The organism is Serratia sp. CY81684, from assembly GCF_052166595.1.
GTDB classification, from domain to species: domain Bacteria; phylum Pseudomonadota; class Gammaproteobacteria; order Enterobacterales; family Enterobacteriaceae; genus Serratia; species Serratia nematodiphila.
In genome coordinates this window covers 212,266-228,390 of sequence record NZ_JBJNOO010000004.1, presented here as the reverse complement: position 1 = coordinate 228,390, position 16,125 = coordinate 212,266, and the positions used below count along the sequence as shown (strand labels likewise).

Genomic DNA, 16,125 nt, shown 5'->3' with positions numbered 1-16,125 from the left:
CCTTGGGCCCCGTCGCATCAGGGTTGATAAACCTGCGCCAGCAGGTTGTGGAAGTGGGCGATGCCGTGCTCGCTGACGCCGCTGCCGGCGCCGTCGGCCATGATGCGCCCCTGGCCGCGATAGCCGCGCGATTTGAGGCCTTTTTGCACGCTCTCCACCAGCCGCAAATCTTCCGGGCGGAACACGTCGCGGTACCAGTCGATCAGTTTGAGCTGTTCGTCGCTCAAATCGGCGTTGGTGAAGTAGATGTCGTAGTGCTGCAGGGTGGTTTCCGCATCGACCGGGAACTCATAGATCACCGTCATCATGCCTTCCAGCGGCGGCATGTTGAACATGGTGCACGGCCACAGCCAGATGCCGTGGAAGCTGGCTTCTTTACCCTCTTCAAACTTGAACGACTGCTCGGAAGGGCGGGCGTAGCCGAACTGCAGCGTCCAGTTGCCGTGCAGGGTGTGCCAGTAGCGGTCGACCTGCACCGAGTCGGCGAAGCCGGGGTGCGCCGGGCCGCAGTGGTAGCACTCGAGGTAGTTGTCGACGATGTTCTTCCAGTTGGCCGGAGTGCGGGTGACGAAGCGCGCCGCCAGCTTGAGATCGTCGACCTGCGGGCAGGCCTCGCGCACTTTGGCACCGAGGCCCGGCAGCTGGTCTTCCACCGTGCCGGCCTGCGGGTCCAGATTGACGTAAATAAACCCGGCGTACTCTTCGACCCGCACCGGCATCAGGTGCGAGTTTTCCTTATCGAAGTTCTGCACGTTTTCGCAGTTGCGCGCGTGCGCCAGTTCGCCGTCCAGCTTGAACGCCCAGGCATGATAAGGGCAGGTGATGACGTTTTTCGCCCGGCCGTCGCCCGCCAGCAGCTGGTGGCCGCGGTGCGGGCAGACGTTGTAAAAGGCGCGCAGTACTTTGTCGCGGCCGCGTACCACCAGAATGTTTTCACCGATGATCTCGCGGGTGATGTAGTCGTTCGGTTGGGCGAGCTCGCTGCGGTGCGCCACGCAGATCCAACTGGTGGCGAACACCTGCTCTTTCTCGTGTTCGAACGCCGCCTGGTGGGTATAGAACCGGGCCGGAATGGTGTAAGCCTCGCGGGCGTCGGCGCAGAAATCTTTCGGTAAGGTAAATTCAGGGATCAGAGTGCTCATAAGTTAACCTTCCTCTTTTCTTATTGTCATTTCGCCATAGGGCGCGGTTGATACGACGATGGAGCGGAGAGTTCGGCGGCCGGCGGCGCGTCTGGCAGCGCCGGCGGGCTGCTTTCGATCAGGTGCGCCGGGATGGCCGCGTAGTCCTGTTTCAGCCAGCGGGCAAAGCCGTAGGTTTTCACCAGCAGCACCAGCAGGAACGGCAGCGCGGTCAGGATCACCGTGGTTTTCATGGTGTCCAGCGAGGCGCCGGTAAACAGGATCGACAGCGGGATCAAGGTGATCACCACGCACCAGAACAGGCGCAGCATCGGGCTGGGATCTTGCCCCTCCTGCAGGTTGCGGGTGCTGGTGGCGGCCATGGTGTAGGCCACGGCGTCCATGTGCGAGGCCAGGAAAATGATCATGATGAACAGATAGGCGGCCAGGAACAGCTTGCCAAGCGGCAGCGCCGTCAGCAGCATCTGCACGGCGGTTTCGCCGCCCTGAGTGCTGAGGATCTCCGGCACGTTGAGCTGCCCGCTGATGAACTGGTGCATGGCGTAACTTTCCAGCGAGCCGAAGAAGAACCAGCAGCCGAGGGTGCTGCCGAGCAGCAGCGCCCAGATCACCTCTTTAATCTTGCGGCCGCGCGAGACGCGGGTGACGAACATCGCCACGCCCGGGGTATAGGAGATCCACCACAGCCAGTAGAACACCGTCCAGCTGCGGCTGAAGCTGCCGTCGCCCATCGGGTCGGTGAACAGGCTCATCTGCAGGAAGTTTTGCGCCGTCAGGCCGATGGCGTTGATGGTGTTGTTGATGGTGAACTCGGTGGGGCCGACCAGCAGCACCAGCCCGGCGAAGGCGAAGGCGCCCCAGCCGACCATTTTGCTCAGGCGCTGCATGCCGCCGTCGATGCCGATGTAAGAGCTGAGACAGAAGATCACTGCCGCCAGCAGGATCACCGTCGCCTGTACCGTGAAGTTATCCGGGATGCCGGTCAACGCCGTCAGCCCGCGGGTAAAGGTGGAGGCGGTCAGCACCAGCGAAATGGTGAGGGCGCCGACGGTGGCGACCAGGAAAATCAGATCCACCATCCGCCCGATCGGGCCGTTGGCACGCACGCCGGTGATGGCGGCAATGATCCCCGACAGGCTGAGCCCTTTGTTCTTACGCACGTGGAAGTGGTAGGCCATGATCAGCGAGGCGAGGGCGTAGGTCGCCCAGGCGCTCAGGCCCCAGTGGAAGAAGGAGTAGCTGATGCTGTATTCCAGCGCCTTTGGGGTGCGCGGCGCGATGTTCAGCCCCGGCGTCTGGTAATAATACGCCCATTCCATCACCCCCCAGTACAGGGTGGACGAGCCCAGGCCGGCGCAGATGAACATGAACAGCCAGGCCAGCGTGGAGTATTGCGGTTTGCCTTCGCCGAGGCGGATGTTGCCGTATTTGCTCAACGCCAGATACAGCACCACCAGCAGGGCGATCAGCACCAGGATTTGAATGGTTGAACCGAACAGCCGGGTGACGCCGTTGAAAATGGTGTTGGCGATAAGCGCGGATTGAGCCGGAAAGAGCATCAGGCAAAGGGCGATCAGCGCAATACTGCACAGGCTGATGGCGATGAGCGTGACATCCTTTTTAGGGGTGCTCTGCATGGGAGTGAACTCCTGTTATCGGTGGTGGGCCGGTGCGCGAAGCGTAGGGTGCGCCCGGGCCTTGTTGGTTTGAACCCTTTGTTTTGTTACACCGCGAGGAGCAAACGCCCCGACAGAACGCCACCGGAAATGTTTACTCTTCATTAACATTTTTGAGTGTGCACAAATTACAGGAGGGCCACAATTGGGGCATCTGTAAAAGGATAAAACACAGTATGTAAACAATTTGTTGTGATCTTGACCGGGGTATTGGCGTGCTTTCTGCGGTGATTTTCAGCGGATTTGCGGCGGCGATCGAAGCGGAAAAACGGACGTGGCAGAGCAGGGCGCGAAAGGGCGCCCTGCGCAGTAAAATCAACGGCGTTTAGCGTTGCAGCAGGGCGGCGATCGCCTGGCCGACTTGCTGGGTGGAGGCGTCGCCGCGCATATCCGGCGTGCGCGGCCCGTCGGCGATAATGCGCTCAATCGCCTGCAGGATGCCGTCGTGCGCCTGGCGGTAGCGGGCATCGCCGTCGCCGAGGAAATCCAGCATCATCGCGCCGCTCCAGATCATGGCGATCGGGTTGGCGATGTTCTTGCCGAAAATGTCCGGCGCCGAGCCGTGTACCGGCTCGAACAGCGACGGGAAGTTGCGTTCCGGGTTCAGGTTGGCCGACGGCGCGATGCCGATGGTGCCGGTACAGGCCGGGCCGAGATCCGACAAAATATCGCCGAACAGGTTGGAAGCCACCACCACGTCGAAGCGTTCGGGGTTCAGCACGAAGCGCGCGCACAGAATATCGATGTGCTGTTTATCCCAGGCGATATCAGGGTATTGGCGCGCCATCTCCGCCACGCGCTCATCCCAGTACGGCATGCTGATGGCCATGCCGTTGGACTTGGTGGCGGCGGTCAGACGCTTGCGCGGGCGCTGCTGCGCCAGCTCAAAGGCGTATTTGAGGATGCGGTCCACGCCCTGACGGGTGAACACCGACTCCTGGATCACCATCTCGCGTTCGGTGCCTTCGAACATCCGCCCGCCGAGCGAGGAGTATTCTCCTTCGGTATTTTCGCGCACCACGTAGAAATCGATGTCGCCCGGCTGCTTGTTCGCCAGCGGGCAGGGCACGCCGGGAAACAGCCGCACCGGGCGCAGGTTGACGTATTGCTCGAAGTCGCGGCGAAATTTCAGCAGTGAACCCCACAGCGAAATGTGGTCGGGCACCGTATCCGGCCAGCCGACGGCGCCGAAATAGATGGCGTCAAAGCCCTTGAGCTGTTCAAACCAATCGTCCGGCATCATCTGGCCGTGGTGCTGGTAGTAGTCGCAGCTGGCCCACTCGAAGGTGTCGAATTCCAACGACAGATCCCAGCGCGCCGCCGCCGCCTGCAATACCCGTATGCCTTCCGGCAACACTTCCCGTCCGATACCGTCCCCGGGGATAGCGGCAATCTTGTAAGTTTTGCTCATACAGAGGTCTCATTTGTAGGTAGGGGAGATTGACAACACTCTTATCCTATAATTGACTAACTGTTAATCAATCGCGAAAACGGTGAAACATAAAACACGAATCATGAACAATATGCCGATCCTGAGTGACCTGCGGGTGTTCGTGCTGGTGGCGCGTCGCGCCGGGTTCGCCGCCGCCGCCGAAGAGCTGGGCGTTTCGCCTGCCTTTATCAGCAAGCGCATCGCGCTGTTGGAGAAGGCGCTGGACGTGTCGTTGCTGCACCGCACCACGCGGCGGGTGGCGATCACCGAAGACGGCGAACGCATCTACGAATGGGCGCAGCGCATTCTCAACGATGTCGATCAGATGATGGACGAACTGTCCGAGGTGCGCCAGGCGCCGCAAGGCATGCTGCGCGTGGTCAGCAGCTTCGGCTTCGGCCGGCGTTTCGTGGCACCGGCGCTGTCGGCGCTGGCGCGGCAGTACCCGCAGCTGGAGCTGCGGCTCGACGTGTCCGATCGGCTGGTGGATCTGGTCAGCGAAGGATTCGATCTGGATATCCGCATCGGCGACGATATCGCCCCCAATTTGATTGCGCGCAAGCTGGCGGACAATCAGCGCATCCTGTGCGCTTCGCCGGCGTACCTGCAGCGCCACGGCGTGCCGAAAAATCCGGCGGAGCTGGCGGGCCGCACTTGTTTGGTGATCAAGGAACGCGATCATCCGTTCGGGCTGTGGCGGCTGCAGGGGCCGGGCGGCGAAGAGACGGTGAAGGTGACGGGGGCGCTGGCGTCGAACCACGGCGAAATCGTGCACCAGTGGTGCCTGGACGGGCAGGGCGTCGCGCTGCGTTCCGCCTGGGACGTGAAAGAGAACATCGACAGCGGCCGGCTGGTGCACATCCTGCCGGAGTATTATCAGCCGGCCAATATCTGGGCGGTATACGTTTCCCGGCTGGCAACGTCGGCGAAAGTGCGGGTGACGGTTGAATTTTTGCGCGACTATTTCCGCGAGCACTACGGCGAAACGGGGGCGGCAAGCGAAAATCCACCGCGATCTTAAGGCCAAAAATGTGCGCCAGATCATCTTATGCTCGTAAAACTCCCCTCCGTTACTTGTGGGACTGTTGCACCTGTTCCTTTTGCCAAAACTTTGGTTTATGCTCAGCTGAAGCGTTTCAGTTGAGACACTCTTCGACAGAAACGCCGATGTGACGGCGGCGAAAAGCCGCTGAAGCGCGGGAATAATGCAAACGCGGCGATTCACAGCGGGCGGTGCGATCCACTACTCTATGCGGGTTAGTGAGACAACCAGTCAGCGCCGACCGGTGCCGGTGAGCCAACCCGGCGTGGACGGCCCTTTTTCAGGAGCAGCATGACCATCCGCATAGCGATAAACGGCTTTGGCCGCATCGGCCGCAGCGTATTGCGCGCACTGTACGAATCGGGACGACGGGCGGAAATCTCCGTGGTGGCGATCAACGAGCTGGCGAACGCCGAGGGCATGGCCCATCTGCTGAAGTACGACTCCAGCCACGGCCGCTTCGCCTGGGATGTGCGGCAGGAGTGTGACACGCTGAGCGTCGGGGACGACGCGATTCGCCTGTTGCATCAGCCGGCGGTGGAGCAGTTGCCCTGGGGCGAATTGGGCGTCGACGTGGTGCTGGACTGCAGCGGCGTGTACGGCAGCCGGGCGGATGGCGAAGCCCATCTGGCGGCGGGGGCGAAGAAAGTGCTGTTCGCCCACCCGGGCGGCAACGATCTGGACGCCACCATCGTGTTCGGCGTCAACCATCAGACGCTGCTGGCGGAACATCGCATCGTGTCCAACGCCTCGTGCACCACCAACTGCATTATTCCGGTGATCAAGCTGCTGGACGACGCCTACAGCATCGAGTCCGGCACCGTGACCACCATTCACTCGGCGATGAACGATCAGCCGGTGATCGACGCGTATCACGCGGATTTGCGGCGCACCCGCGCGGCGAGCCAGTCGATCATTCCGGTCGATACCAAGCTGGCCGCGGGCATCACCCGCATCTTCCCGCAGTTTTGCGACCGCTTCGAGGCGATCTCGGTGCGCGTGCCGACCATTAACGTGACGGCTATCGATCTGAGCGTCAGCGTGAGCGCCGCGGTGAAGGTGGCGGAGGTCAACCAGCTGTTGCAAAAGGCCGCACGGGAATCATTTCGTGGTATAGTTGACTACACGGAATTACCATTGGTCTCGATCGATTTTAACCATGACCCGCACAGCGCTATCGTCGACGGTACGCAGACCCGGGTCAGCGGGCAGCACCTGATAAAGACCTTGGTCTGGTGCGACAATGAATGGGGCTTTGCCAATCGGATGTTGGATACAACACGGGCAATGGCCGCCAGCGGTTTCTAGTACGGCGGCGCCGGCGTGATTGGCGCGCTGCTCAGGCAATTTTATAGAGATTCAATAAAGAGGGTTCACCATGTCTGTAATTAAGATGACCGATCTGGATCTGGCGGGTAAACGCGTACTGATCCGCTCCGATCTGAACGTGCCGGTAAAAGACGGTAAAGTGACTTCCGACGCGCGTATCCGCGCTTCCCTGCCGACTATCGAAGCTGCGCTGAAGCAAGGCGCCCGCGTGATGGTAACCTCCCACCTGGGTCGTCCTACCGAAGGCGAATACAACGAAGAATTCTCCCTGCTGCCTGTGGTCAACTACCTGAAAGACCACCTGAAATCCCCAGTGCGTCTGGCGAAGGATTATCTGGATGGCGTCGACGTCGCCGAAGGCGAACTGGTGGTGCTGGAAAACGTCCGCTTCAACAAGGGCGAGAAGAAAGACGACGAAACCCTGTCCAAGAAATACGCGGCGCTGTGCGACGTGTACGTGATGGATGCATTCGGCACCGCGCACCGCGCGCAGGCTTCCACCCACGGCGTGGGCAAGTTCGCGCCTGTCGCCTGTGCCGGCCCGCTGCTGTCCGCCGAGCTGGAAGCGCTGGGCAAAGCCCTGGGCAACCCGGCCCGTCCGATGGTCGCCATCGTGGGCGGTTCTAAAGTGTCCACCAAACTGACCGTGCTGGATTCTCTGTCCAAAATCGCCGATCAGCTGATCGTCGGCGGCGGCATCGCCAACACCTTCGTGGCGGCGCAGGGCAACAACGTGGGCCAGTCCCTGTACGAACCTGACCTGATCCCGAACGCGCAGAAACTGCTGGAAACCTGCGACATTCCGGTGCCGACCGATGTGCGCGTAGCGACCGAGTTCTCCGAAACCGCGACCGCGACCGTGAAGCAGGCCAACGAGATCCAGGACAACGAGCAAATTCTGGATATGGGCGACGTCTCTGCCGAGCGTCTGGCCGTTATCCTGAAGAACGCCAAGACCATTCTGTGGAATGGCCCGGTTGGCGTATTCGAGTTCCCTAACTTCCGTAAGGGCACCGAAATTGTCGCCCGCGCGATCGCCGATAGCGACGCTTTCTCTATCGCTGGCGGCGGCGACACTCTGGCAGCCATCGATCTGTTCGGTATCGCTGACAAAATTTCCTACATCTCCACCGGCGGTGGCGCATTCCTGGAATTCGTTGAAGGGAAACCGCTGCCTGCAGTCGTGATGCTGGAAGAGCGCGCTAAGCAGTAATTCAGACAACGGGAGGCGAAAGCCGCCCGTTTGTTTTATACCGCGCGGCTAACGCTGCGCGGCGTGAAAACATCGATTTACATCCATCTACGGCCGACGAAACAGGACAAAGTAACATGTCTAAAATTTTTGATTTCGTAAAACCGGGTGTCATCACGGGTGATGACGTTCAGAAAGTCTTCGCAGTTGCTAAAGAGAACAACTTTGCACTGCCAGCGGTAAACTGCGTGGGTACCGACTCCATCAACGCAGTGCTGGAAGCCGCGGCTAAAGTGCGCGCGCCGGTCATCGTTCAGTTCTCCAACGGCGGCGCCGCGTTTATCGCCGGCAAAGGCGTGAAGACCGATGTGCCTCAGGGCGCAGCGATTCTGGGCGCTATCTCCGGCGCACACCACGTTCACCAGATGGCTGAACACTACGGCGTGCCGGTGATCCTGCACACCGACCACTGCGCGAAGAAACTGCTGCCATGGCTGGACGGCCTGCTGGACGCCGGCGAGAAGCACTTCGCCGCTACCGGCAAACCGCTGTTCTCTTCCCACATGATCGATCTGTCTGAAGAATCTCTGGAAGAAAACATCGAGATCTGCAGCGCCTACCTGAAGCGCATGGCCAAAATCGGCATGACGCTGGAAATCGAACTGGGCTGCACCGGCGGTGAAGAAGACGGCGTGGACAACAGCCATATGGACGCTTCCGCGCTGTACACCCAGCCGGAAGACGTGGCTTACGCGTACGAAAAACTGAACGCCATCAGCCCGCGCTTCACCATCGCTGCATCGTTCGGTAACGTGCACGGCGTGTACAAGCCAGGTAACGTTAAGCTGACTCCGACCATCCTGCGCGATTCTCAGAAATACGTTTCCGAGAAATTCAACCTGCCGCATAACAGCCTGAACTTCGTGTTCCACGGCGGTTCCGGTTCCAGCGATGCGGAAATCAAAGAGTCCGTCAGCTACGGCGTGATCAAGATGAACATCGACACCGACACCCAATGGGCGACCTGGGACGGCATCCTGCAGTACTACAAAGCGAACGAAGCTTACCTGCAGGGCCAGCTGGGCAACCCGAAAGGCGCCGATCAGCCGAACAAGAAATACTACGATCCACGCGTCTGGCTGCGCGCAGCGCAGACCAGCATGGTGACGCGTCTGGAGCAGGCCTTCAAAGATCTGAACGCGGTAGACGTTCTGTAATCTTCGTCAGCTGTTGCACGATGCAAAAGGCTCCCTGCGGGGAGCCTTTTTCGTTTTCAGCTCAGCAAGCCGGCGCCGACGTTGATAGACAGGCCCAGGATCAACATGTTGAACACGAACGAAATGACCGACTGCACGAGCGCGATTCTACGCACCTCCGCGGCGCCGACCGCCACATCGGCGGTCTGCGACGCGACCGCGATGGTGAAGGAGAAGTAGGCGAAGTCCAGATAGGTCGGCTCGGTGAGGTTGCCGGGGAATAGCAGCGGCAAAGGATCCTGCTGTGCGCCCTGGCGATAAAACTGATGAGCATAGTGCATGGTGAAGGCAGTTGGCAGCAGCAGCCAGGAGACCGCCAGCGTTCCGCCGGTTAGTGCCAGATGCAGGGTTTTCAGCGAGTCGCTGGCCTGTTTGGCGCTGCTCAATTCGAACAGGATCGCCAGAATGCTCACCAGACAACCGAAACTGACCAGCGCCAACACTGTGCTGGCGCTTTCATCCTGTCGCCGGGCGATCTGGCGAATGTGCTGCGGCGTGCTGACCAACATCAGCCGCCAGAGAAACAGCAGATAGAGCCAGGCCAGCGTATTCCAGCCGATCATCAAGCGTTGCAGCAGCGAGAGCTGGGCGGGCAGAAGCAGAAAGCACAACAGCCCGGCGCCGACGGAAAGCAGCAGCCTGGGCCGCACTTGCCAATAGTGTTTGAGCGAAGAGCGAATGTGCATGAAGAACGGATCCCTTGTCGTGAAATGGCCAACGCGCTGTTTTCAGCATAGAAGAAGCGGCGGGCGGTTTCGGCTATTTTTAACGCTGACGGTTGGCATGAGCCTTTAATGTTGGTTACCCTTAGGCGGTGGTTTCCTACTGGCTGCCGAAGCCAGTGTATTTTTGCGAGTTTCTCCCGTTAGGGACTGAGTTAGGACGACACGAATGAAAGATTTGAATGTAGTAGACGGCATCAACGGTGCCGGCGACTGGTTGGTGAAGAACCAGGATCTGTTGATCCAGTATGCGGTGAATATCGTTGCCGCCATCGTTATCCTGATCATCGGTTCGATCGTGGCCCGCGTGGTCGGCAATGCGCTGAACCGCGTGATGAAACTGCGCGGCATCGACGCCACGGTGGCAGACTTCCTGTCGGCGATCGTACGTTACGGCGTGCTGGCATTCACCTTCATCGCGGTGCTGGGGCGCGTCGGCGTGCAGACCACCTCGGTGATCGCCGTGCTGGGTGCCGCCGGTTTGGCCGTCGGCCTGGCGCTGCAAGGCTCGCTGTCCAACTTCGCCGCCGGCGTGCTGCTGGTGATCTTCCGCCCGCTGCGCGTGGGTGAGTATGTCGATCTGGGCGGCGTGGCCGGTACCGTCGATCAGGTGCAGATTTTCTCCACCACCCTGCGTACCGCAGACAACAAAACCATCGTGGTGCCGAACGGTAAAATCATCGCCGGCAACATCATTAACTACTCCCGCGAACCGAACCGCCGCGTGGATATCGTGGTAGGCGTGGCCTACAACGCCGATATCGATGTGGTGAAGAAGGTGTTGGGCGACGTGATCGCCGCCGACAAGCGCATCATGCACGCCAAAGGCGTGACCGTGCGTCTGAACGAGATGGCGCCGTCCTCTCTGAACTTCGTGACCCGTTCCTGGACCACTAACGCGGAATACTGGAATGTGTACTTCGATCTGATGGAAAACTTCAAGCGCGCGCTGGATGCCCACAACATCGGCATTCCGTTCCCGCAGATGGACGTGCACCTGTATCGCACCGAAGACGCTTCCGCCAAGGCGGAATAACAGAGAGGGGGCCTTGGCCCCCTTTTTTATTGCAGGCCGAGACGTCACTGATGGCGTCTCGGCCTTTTATTTTCCGCGAGTTCAGATGCCGGCCGCCGGTTCGGTGAGCGGCGCGCGGCGGCGCAGGCTGAGACGATAAAGCAGGAAGATGGCGACGGCGCCCAGCAGCGCCGGCAGCGCCAGCCAGAGGAAGAACACTTCCGGCGAACCGGCGGCGGTCATCATCCAGGCGCCGAGCATCGAGCCGACGATCGAGCCGAAGCGGCCATTGGCCATGGCCCAGCTGACGCCGGTCACGCGGGCTGCGGTCGGGTAAAGGGTGGCGGAAACCAGATTCAGGCCGTTTTGCGCGCCGGCCACGCCGAAGCCTATCAGGAACACGACGGCGGCCAGCGTGTATGCGTCGCCCATCAGATACCCGGTCACGCCGATCACCAGCGCGGCGCCCAGGTAGGAGAAGGCCAGCACGCGATAGGGCCCGACCCGATCCATCAGCAGCGCCATCAGAATGGCGCCCATGGTGCCGCCGAGCGGCACCATGGCGCCAATGCGTGAGGCGTGGGCGATATCGAAACCGGCGTCTTTGAGGATCGTCGGCAGCCAGCTGGTGAGCAGGTAGAACACGAACAGCGAACAGAAGAATGCCGCCCACAGCAGCAGGGTGCGCACGGCGCGCCCTTCGATAAACAGGTGCGAGATCGGCGACCTGGCCTGCGCCGGGCGCTCGTCATCGACAATGGGTCCCCCCGTCCAACGCTGGCCGGTGATACGCTCGACCACCCGGCGCAGCCGATCGGCATGTTTGGCGCTGGCGGCCATAAAGCGCACCGACTCGGGCATTTGCCAGGCCAACAGCGGCAGCAGCGCCAACGGTGCCATGCCGCCGACCAGCAGCAGGCCGCGCCAGCCGAACGCTGGAATGATCTGCCCGGCCAGCAGGCCGCCTAGGGCCAGCCCGGCGGTAAAGCCGCTCCAGCTTAGGGTGACCATCAACATGCGCCGGCGCGCCGGTGAGTACTCAGAGCTGAGGGTGATGCAGGTCGGTATCGCGCCGCCGAGGCCAATGCCGGTGATGAAGCGCAGCAGGGTCAGGGATTCGATCGAATGCGTATAGGCCGAAGCCAGGGTGCAGCCGCCAAACACCAGCACCGCGACGAGCAGCACGCGTTTGCGGCCGATAGCGTCGGCGATCGGCCCGAACAGCAGGCTGCCGATCAGCAGACCGAACAATCCCGCACCGAAGGCGGGGGAGAGCTGCGCTGGCTGCAGGCCCCACTCTTCGCGCAGCGCCGGGGCGATATAGCCGATGATGGCGGTATCGAAGCCGTCCAGCAGGGCGATGAGGAAACATAAGGTCAGGATCAGGATTTGGTAGGGTGAGATCCTGGCGCGATCGATGATTTCGCTGATGCGAGCGGTATCTGGGCTCATGAGGGTTCCACTGTTATTAAGCTGGTGTGGGCTGGCTGAGGGGCCGTTCAGGCCGCTGTGGCTGGCATCGCGTAGAAATCCGAGTATACACCAGCGCGGGGGCGTTGCGGGGAGGAGGAGTCGATTGATAATCGCCCACCGCAGGAGGCTACTGCGGCGGGCGCTGGCGCGGTTATTTGGCCAACAGTTCCCGGCGCACGATCTCGGCGCCTGCACTTAAGGCATTCAGCTTGCCGCGGGCGACCTGACGGGGCAGAGGAGCCATGCCGCAGTTGGTCGACGGATAGAGCTTGTCGGCATCGACAAACTGCAGCGCCTTACGCAGCGTAGCGGCCACTTCTTCCGGCGTCTCAACGGCATGATTCGCCACGTCAATGGCGCCGACCATCACTTTCTTACCGCGAATCAGTTCAAGCAGATCCATCGGCACGTGCGAGTTATGGCACTCCAACGAGATAATATCGATAGTCGACGTTTGCAGCTTGGGAAACGCCTCTTCATATTGCCGCCACTCAGAGCCCAGCGTCTTTTTCCAGTCGGTATTGGCCTTAATGCCGTATCCATAGCAGATATGTACGGCCGTTTCACACTTAAGCCCTTCAACGGCTCTTTCCAGGGCGGCGATGCCCCAGTCATTCACCTCGTCAAAGAACACGTTAAATGCGGGCTCATCAAACTGAATAATGTCGACGCCGGCGGCCTCAAGCTCTTTGGCTTCCTGATTGAGGATCTTGGCGAACTCCCAGGCCAATTTCTCGCGGCTTTTATAGTGGTTGTCATAGAGCGTGTCGATCATGGTCATCGGCCCCGGCAGGGCCCATTTAATCGGCTGCTGGGTCAGCTGGCGTAAAAATTTGGCGTCTTCAACGAAAACGGGCTTTTGACGCGAGACCGCCCCCACCACGGTTGGCACGCTCGCCTCGTAGCGATTGCGGATTTTAACCACTTCGCGTTTCTCGAAATCGACGCCGCTGAGGTGTTCGATAAACGTCGTGACGAAGTGCTGACGGGTTTGCTCGCCATCGCTGACGATATCGATGCCGGCCTGTTGTTGCTCTGCCAGCGATAAACGCAGGGCGTCTTGCTTGCCTTCGATTAATTCTTCATTTTGCAATTTCCAGGGCGACCACAGGGTTTCCGGTTGGGCCAGCCAGACCGGTTTGGGTAAGCTGCCGGCGGTCGATGTGGGGAGCAATATTTTCATGATAGGTGACCTGTATTTAAGTGAATCAAAGCGCGTAGTGGGCAGACCATTGCTCAAGAATAGGCTTGTAGGGTTTGATAAATTGCTCTTCCGTAAATTTCCCCTGCTCAATCGCCAACTGGCTACGCTCTTCGCGATCGTAAACAATCTTGGTTAATGAATGATCCTGGTTATTCAGGCTTGGCTGATAGCATTGCCCCGCCGCCGAGTTGGCATTGTAAATTTCAGGCCGATAGATTTTTTGGAAGGTCTCCATCGTGCTGATGGTGCCAATCAGCTCCAGATCGGTGTAATCGCTCAGCAAATCCCCGGGGAAATAAAACGCCAGGGGGGCGACGCTATTTTTCGGCATGAAATAGCGCACCTGCAGGCCCATTTTTTTAAAATACCGGTCGGTCAGCGAAGCGCCGTCTTGCCGATACTCGTCGCCCAAGACCGGGTGTTGATTGCCCGTCCGATGATAGGTGTCTTTGCTGGACACGCTGAGGCAGATCACCGGCGGTTTGCTGAAATTCTCATGGTATTCGTTTGAATTGACGAAGTGCTTAAAGATATTGCCGTGCAAATCGCCGAAATCATCCGGAATGGTAAATTCCGCCGTGTTTTTATTGTGCGCCGGCAGCAAGACGCTAAAGTCGTAATCGCGCACGTAAGAGGAGAAATTGTTCCCGACGATGCCCTCGATACGCGTTTGCGTTTTTTTATCAAGGATGTTGGTTTTCAGGATTTCTATCACCGGGAAGCTGGCGCTGTGATCTTCAATGCGCATCTCAACCGAAATGATTTCAAGCTCGACCGCATAGCGATCGGCCTTGGGGTTATCCCAATGCGCCAACGAATTGAAGCGGTTGTTAATCATCACCAGCGTGTTGCGCAGGTTCTCCCGGCGATTTTCCCCTCTGGCCAAATTGGCGAAGTTGGTGGTGATACGCGTATTTTCAGAAGGGTTATAATCTTCATCGAAAGAACTGCTCTTAATCGTAAAGGTAAAGTCTCTATTCATCGTCTTATAGCATCCTGTTATATGATATGAAGGCTGGTTTTATCCATTTATTTCAATGGCTTGTTTTTCTATTTTTTCATTCAGCCGATTTCATATCGTCTGTCGTTAATGAGGTCTATTTTTGCCAGAGTCCCGGTGGGAGTGAAAGAGACTTAATTTCATTACCACATGAGCCACATTCATGATCTGGGGGTCAGGTGGGTTTGCCGCCGTTGCCCTGCGGTGCAAGCCGCCCGGCAAGCTGGTGCAGCCTGAAAAATTACGGGTATAATCCCCCCATGACCCCACGGCTTCAGACACGAACATGACAAAACTCACCTTACAAGAGCAGATGCTCAAAGCGGGCTTGGTAACCAGCAAGAAAATGGCCAAAGTCCAGAGAACGGCTAAAAAATCACGCGTTCAGGCGCGCGAGGCCAGAGAGGCGGTGGAAGAGAATAAAAAGGCGCAGCTTGAGCGCGATAAGCAATTGAGCGAGCAGCAAAAGCAGGCCGCGCTGTCCAAAGAATACAAGGCGCAGGTGAAGCAGCTGATCGAGATGAACCGCATCGTCCTGGCGAAAGGCGATATCGGTTTCAACTTCACCGACGGTAACCTGATCAAGAAAATCCTGGTGGATAAAGCGACCCAGACGCAGCTGATCAATGGCCGCCTCGCCATTGCCCGCTTGGTTGTCGAGAGCCGCGAAGAGTGTGAATACGCGATTATCCCCGCGAGCGTCGCCGATAAAATCGCGCAGCGCGATGCGGCCAGCATAGTGCTGCACAGTGCGCTGAGTCAGGAAGAGCAGGATGAAGACGATCCGTACGCCGACTTTAAAGTGCCCGACGATTTGATGTGGTAAGCCGCGTTCAGAACGGCGCGGCGTGACGAGCGGCTATCCGCTCTCCGCTGATGGGGTGCACAAAGTCCAGCTCGCTGGCGTGCAGCATCAGCCGCGGCGTCTGCTCGGTACCCGGCAGCAGGCGCCCGCCATACAGATCGCAACCTAAAATAGGATGGCCCAATTGCCGGCTGTGAATACGCAGCTGGTGGGTGCGTCCGGTCTCCGGGGTGAGCTGCACCCGCGTCAGCGGCAGCGAGATCCCGCCTTCCGTTTCACGATAAAAACGCTCGACGACCCGATAGCGGGAGCGGGCGGGCTTGCCGTGGAGGGCGCAAATCGACATCAGCGGGAACAACGCCGGATCTTTGGCGATCGCTGCGTCTATTACCCCTTCGTTATCCGCCAGATGGCCGCAGAGCAGCGCGCTGTACACTTTGCCGATGGTGCGTTCGCTGAACTGCCGGCAGAGCGCGGCGTTGACGGCCTTGTTGCGGGCCACCACCATCAAACCGGACGTGCCGAAATCCAGGCGGTGCGCCAGGGCGCAGCCGGGGAACAGCTGTACCAGCCGGTGGTGTACCGAATCGAGATTCTGCGGATTTTTGCCCGAGAGGCTGAGCAGCCCGGCCGGCTTATTGATCAGCGCCAGATGATCGTCCTGATAGAGGATCTCTATCTGGTCATGGCATGGCGGGGCGATAAAGGTATCGGTGATCGTAGACATCGGGTGGCCGGCTGGAGGGTGGGTGCGGATGATAGCGAATTTCGCGTCGATGAGCGAATTTGACGGCGCAATCCCGCCGCTTGGAGTATTAGTGCTTCTGATACTGGATT

General features: G+C 59.3%; 14 protein-coding genes. 6 read left to right on the top strand and 8 right to left on the bottom strand.

Annotated elements, in window-relative coordinates:
* Window positions 1-17: 17 nt before the first annotated feature.
* The 3 genes from ACJ8QF_RS16100 to ACJ8QF_RS16090 all read right to left on the bottom strand — a co-directional run bounded on the left by ACJ8QF_RS16100 (window position 18) and on the right by ACJ8QF_RS16090 (window position 4,229).
* On the bottom strand, window positions 18-1,142 hold the full coding sequence (locus ACJ8QF_RS16100; protein ID WP_131165538.1) for an aromatic ring-hydroxylating oxygenase subunit alpha: 1,125 nt from the start codon (window positions 1,140-1,142) through the stop codon (window positions 18-20).
* Between the two features lie 26 nt (window positions 1,143-1,168).
* Window positions 1,169-2,779: a BCCT family transporter gene (locus tag ACJ8QF_RS16095; RefSeq protein WP_021505733.1), complete on the bottom strand. Its 1,611-nt coding sequence runs from the start codon at window positions 2,777-2,779 to the stop codon at window positions 1,169-1,171.
* 364 nt (window positions 2,780-3,143) lie between these two features.
* Window positions 3,144-4,229 carry a tartrate dehydrogenase gene (locus ACJ8QF_RS16090; protein WP_004931578.1) on the bottom strand — a complete coding sequence of 362 codons (1,086 nt, stop codon included), beginning with the start codon at window positions 4,227-4,229 and terminating at the stop codon, window positions 3,144-3,146.
* Window positions 4,230-4,311: 82 nt separating this feature from the next.
* On the opposite strand from ACJ8QF_RS16090, the gene ACJ8QF_RS16085 reads away from it, so the two are divergent.
* The 4 genes from ACJ8QF_RS16085 (at window position 4,312) to fbaA (ending at window position 9,030) form a co-directional block, all read left to right on the top strand.
* The gene (locus tag ACJ8QF_RS16085) at window positions 4,312-5,271 is read left to right on the top strand and encodes a LysR substrate-binding domain-containing protein (protein ID WP_306211264.1); all 960 of its coding nucleotides are present in this window, start codon (window positions 4,312-4,314) and stop codon (window positions 5,269-5,271) included.
* 312 nt (window positions 5,272-5,583) lie between these two features.
* Window positions 5,584-6,600: an erythrose-4-phosphate dehydrogenase gene (gene epd, locus ACJ8QF_RS16080; RefSeq protein ID WP_004931582.1), complete on the top strand. Its 1,017-nt coding sequence runs from the start codon at window positions 5,584-5,586 to the stop codon at window positions 6,598-6,600.
* A 70-nt stretch (window positions 6,601-6,670) separates the two neighbouring features.
* Entirely contained in the window at window positions 6,671-7,834 is a 1,164-nt protein-coding gene (gene pgk, locus ACJ8QF_RS16075) for a phosphoglycerate kinase (RefSeq protein ID WP_025160206.1), read from the top strand.
* A gap of 116 nt (window positions 7,835-7,950) precedes the next feature.
* Complete coding sequence (gene fbaA / locus ACJ8QF_RS16070) at window positions 7,951-9,030, top strand: class II fructose-bisphosphate aldolase (protein ID WP_004931586.1); 1,080 nt, start codon at window positions 7,951-7,953, stop codon at window positions 9,028-9,030.
* A gap of 56 nt (window positions 9,031-9,086) precedes the next feature.
* On the opposite strand, the gene ACJ8QF_RS16065 is transcribed toward fbaA, so the two are convergent.
* Window positions 9,087-9,755 (bottom strand): DUF1345 domain-containing protein, encoded by a 669-nt coding sequence (locus ACJ8QF_RS16065; protein WP_049186806.1) that lies wholly within the window; start codon window positions 9,753-9,755, stop codon window positions 9,087-9,089.
* A gap of 205 nt (window positions 9,756-9,960) precedes the next feature.
* On the opposite strand from ACJ8QF_RS16065, the gene mscS reads away from it, so the two are divergent.
* Window positions 9,961-10,827 (top strand): small-conductance mechanosensitive channel MscS, encoded by an 867-nt coding sequence (gene mscS, locus ACJ8QF_RS16060; RefSeq protein ID WP_015378992.1) that lies wholly within the window; start codon window positions 9,961-9,963, stop codon window positions 10,825-10,827.
* Window positions 10,828-10,908: 81 nt separating this feature from the next.
* On the opposite strand, the gene ACJ8QF_RS16055 is transcribed toward mscS, so the two are convergent.
* From ACJ8QF_RS16055 to ACJ8QF_RS16045, 3 genes are all read right to left on the bottom strand, one after another.
* The gene (locus tag ACJ8QF_RS16055; RefSeq protein ID WP_280631227.1) at window positions 10,909-12,258 is read right to left on the bottom strand and encodes an MFS transporter; all 1,350 of its coding nucleotides are present in this window, start codon (window positions 12,256-12,258) and stop codon (window positions 10,909-10,911) included.
* Window positions 12,259-12,430: 172 nt separating this feature from the next.
* On the bottom strand, window positions 12,431-13,462 hold the full coding sequence (locus ACJ8QF_RS16050) for a methionine synthase (RefSeq protein WP_004931594.1): 1,032 nt from the start codon (window positions 13,460-13,462) through the stop codon (window positions 12,431-12,433).
* 25 nt (window positions 13,463-13,487) lie between these two features.
* A complete protein-coding gene (locus ACJ8QF_RS16045) occupies window positions 13,488-14,465 on the bottom strand; it encodes a DUF1852 domain-containing protein (protein WP_033632135.1) in 978 nt (325 codons plus the stop codon).
* Window positions 14,466-14,769: 304 nt separating this feature from the next.
* Here ACJ8QF_RS16045 and ACJ8QF_RS16040 point away from each other — a divergent pair, with 304 nt between their 5' ends.
* Window positions 14,770-15,309 (top strand): DUF2058 domain-containing protein, encoded by a 540-nt coding sequence (locus tag ACJ8QF_RS16040; protein WP_004931599.1) that lies wholly within the window; start codon window positions 14,770-14,772, stop codon window positions 15,307-15,309.
* A gap of 7 nt (window positions 15,310-15,316) precedes the next feature.
* On the opposite strand, the gene ACJ8QF_RS16035 is transcribed toward ACJ8QF_RS16040, so the two are convergent.
* Window positions 15,317-16,015 (bottom strand): RluA family pseudouridine synthase, encoded by a 699-nt coding sequence (locus ACJ8QF_RS16035; protein WP_049186812.1) that lies wholly within the window; start codon window positions 16,013-16,015, stop codon window positions 15,317-15,319.
* Between the last annotated feature and the right edge of the window lie 110 nt (window positions 16,016-16,125).

Excerpts from the sequence above, each read along its gene's own strand:
- ACJ8QF_RS16035 (WP_049186812.1), bottom strand. The coding sequence starts at position 16,015 with ATGTCTACGATCACCGATACCTTTATCGCCCCGCCATGCCATGACCAG.
- mscS (WP_015378992.1), top strand. The coding sequence starts at position 9,961 with ATGAAAGATTTGAATGTAGTAGACGGCATCAACGGTGCCGGCGACTGG.
- ACJ8QF_RS16095 (WP_021505733.1), bottom strand. The coding sequence starts at position 2,779 with ATGCAGAGCACCCCTAAAAAGGATGTCACGCTCATCGCCATCAGCCTG.
- epd (WP_004931582.1), top strand. The coding sequence starts at position 5,584 with ATGACCATCCGCATAGCGATAAACGGCTTTGGCCGCATCGGCCGCAGC.
- ACJ8QF_RS16040 (WP_004931599.1), top strand. The coding sequence starts at position 14,770 with ATGACAAAACTCACCTTACAAGAGCAGATGCTCAAAGCGGGCTTGGTA.
- ACJ8QF_RS16055 (WP_280631227.1), bottom strand. The coding sequence starts at position 12,258 with ATGAGCCCAGATACCGCTCGCATCAGCGAAATCATCGATCGCGCCAGG.
- ACJ8QF_RS16065 (WP_049186806.1), bottom strand. The coding sequence starts at position 9,755 with ATGCACATTCGCTCTTCGCTCAAACACTATTGGCAAGTGCGGCCCAGG.
- fbaA (WP_004931586.1), top strand. The coding sequence starts at position 7,951 with ATGTCTAAAATTTTTGATTTCGTAAAACCGGGTGTCATCACGGGTGAT.
- ACJ8QF_RS16100 (WP_131165538.1), bottom strand. The coding sequence starts at position 1,142 with ATGAGCACTCTGATCCCTGAATTTACCTTACCGAAAGATTTCTGCGCC.
- ACJ8QF_RS16050 (WP_004931594.1), bottom strand. The coding sequence starts at position 13,462 with ATGAAAATATTGCTCCCCACATCGACCGCCGGCAGCTTACCCAAACCG.
- ACJ8QF_RS16045 (WP_033632135.1), bottom strand. The coding sequence starts at position 14,465 with ATGAATAGAGACTTTACCTTTACGATTAAGAGCAGTTCTTTCGATGAA.
- ACJ8QF_RS16090 (WP_004931578.1), bottom strand. The coding sequence starts at position 4,229 with ATGAGCAAAACTTACAAGATTGCCGCTATCCCCGGGGACGGTATCGGA.
- pgk (WP_025160206.1), top strand. The coding sequence starts at position 6,671 with ATGTCTGTAATTAAGATGACCGATCTGGATCTGGCGGGTAAACGCGTA.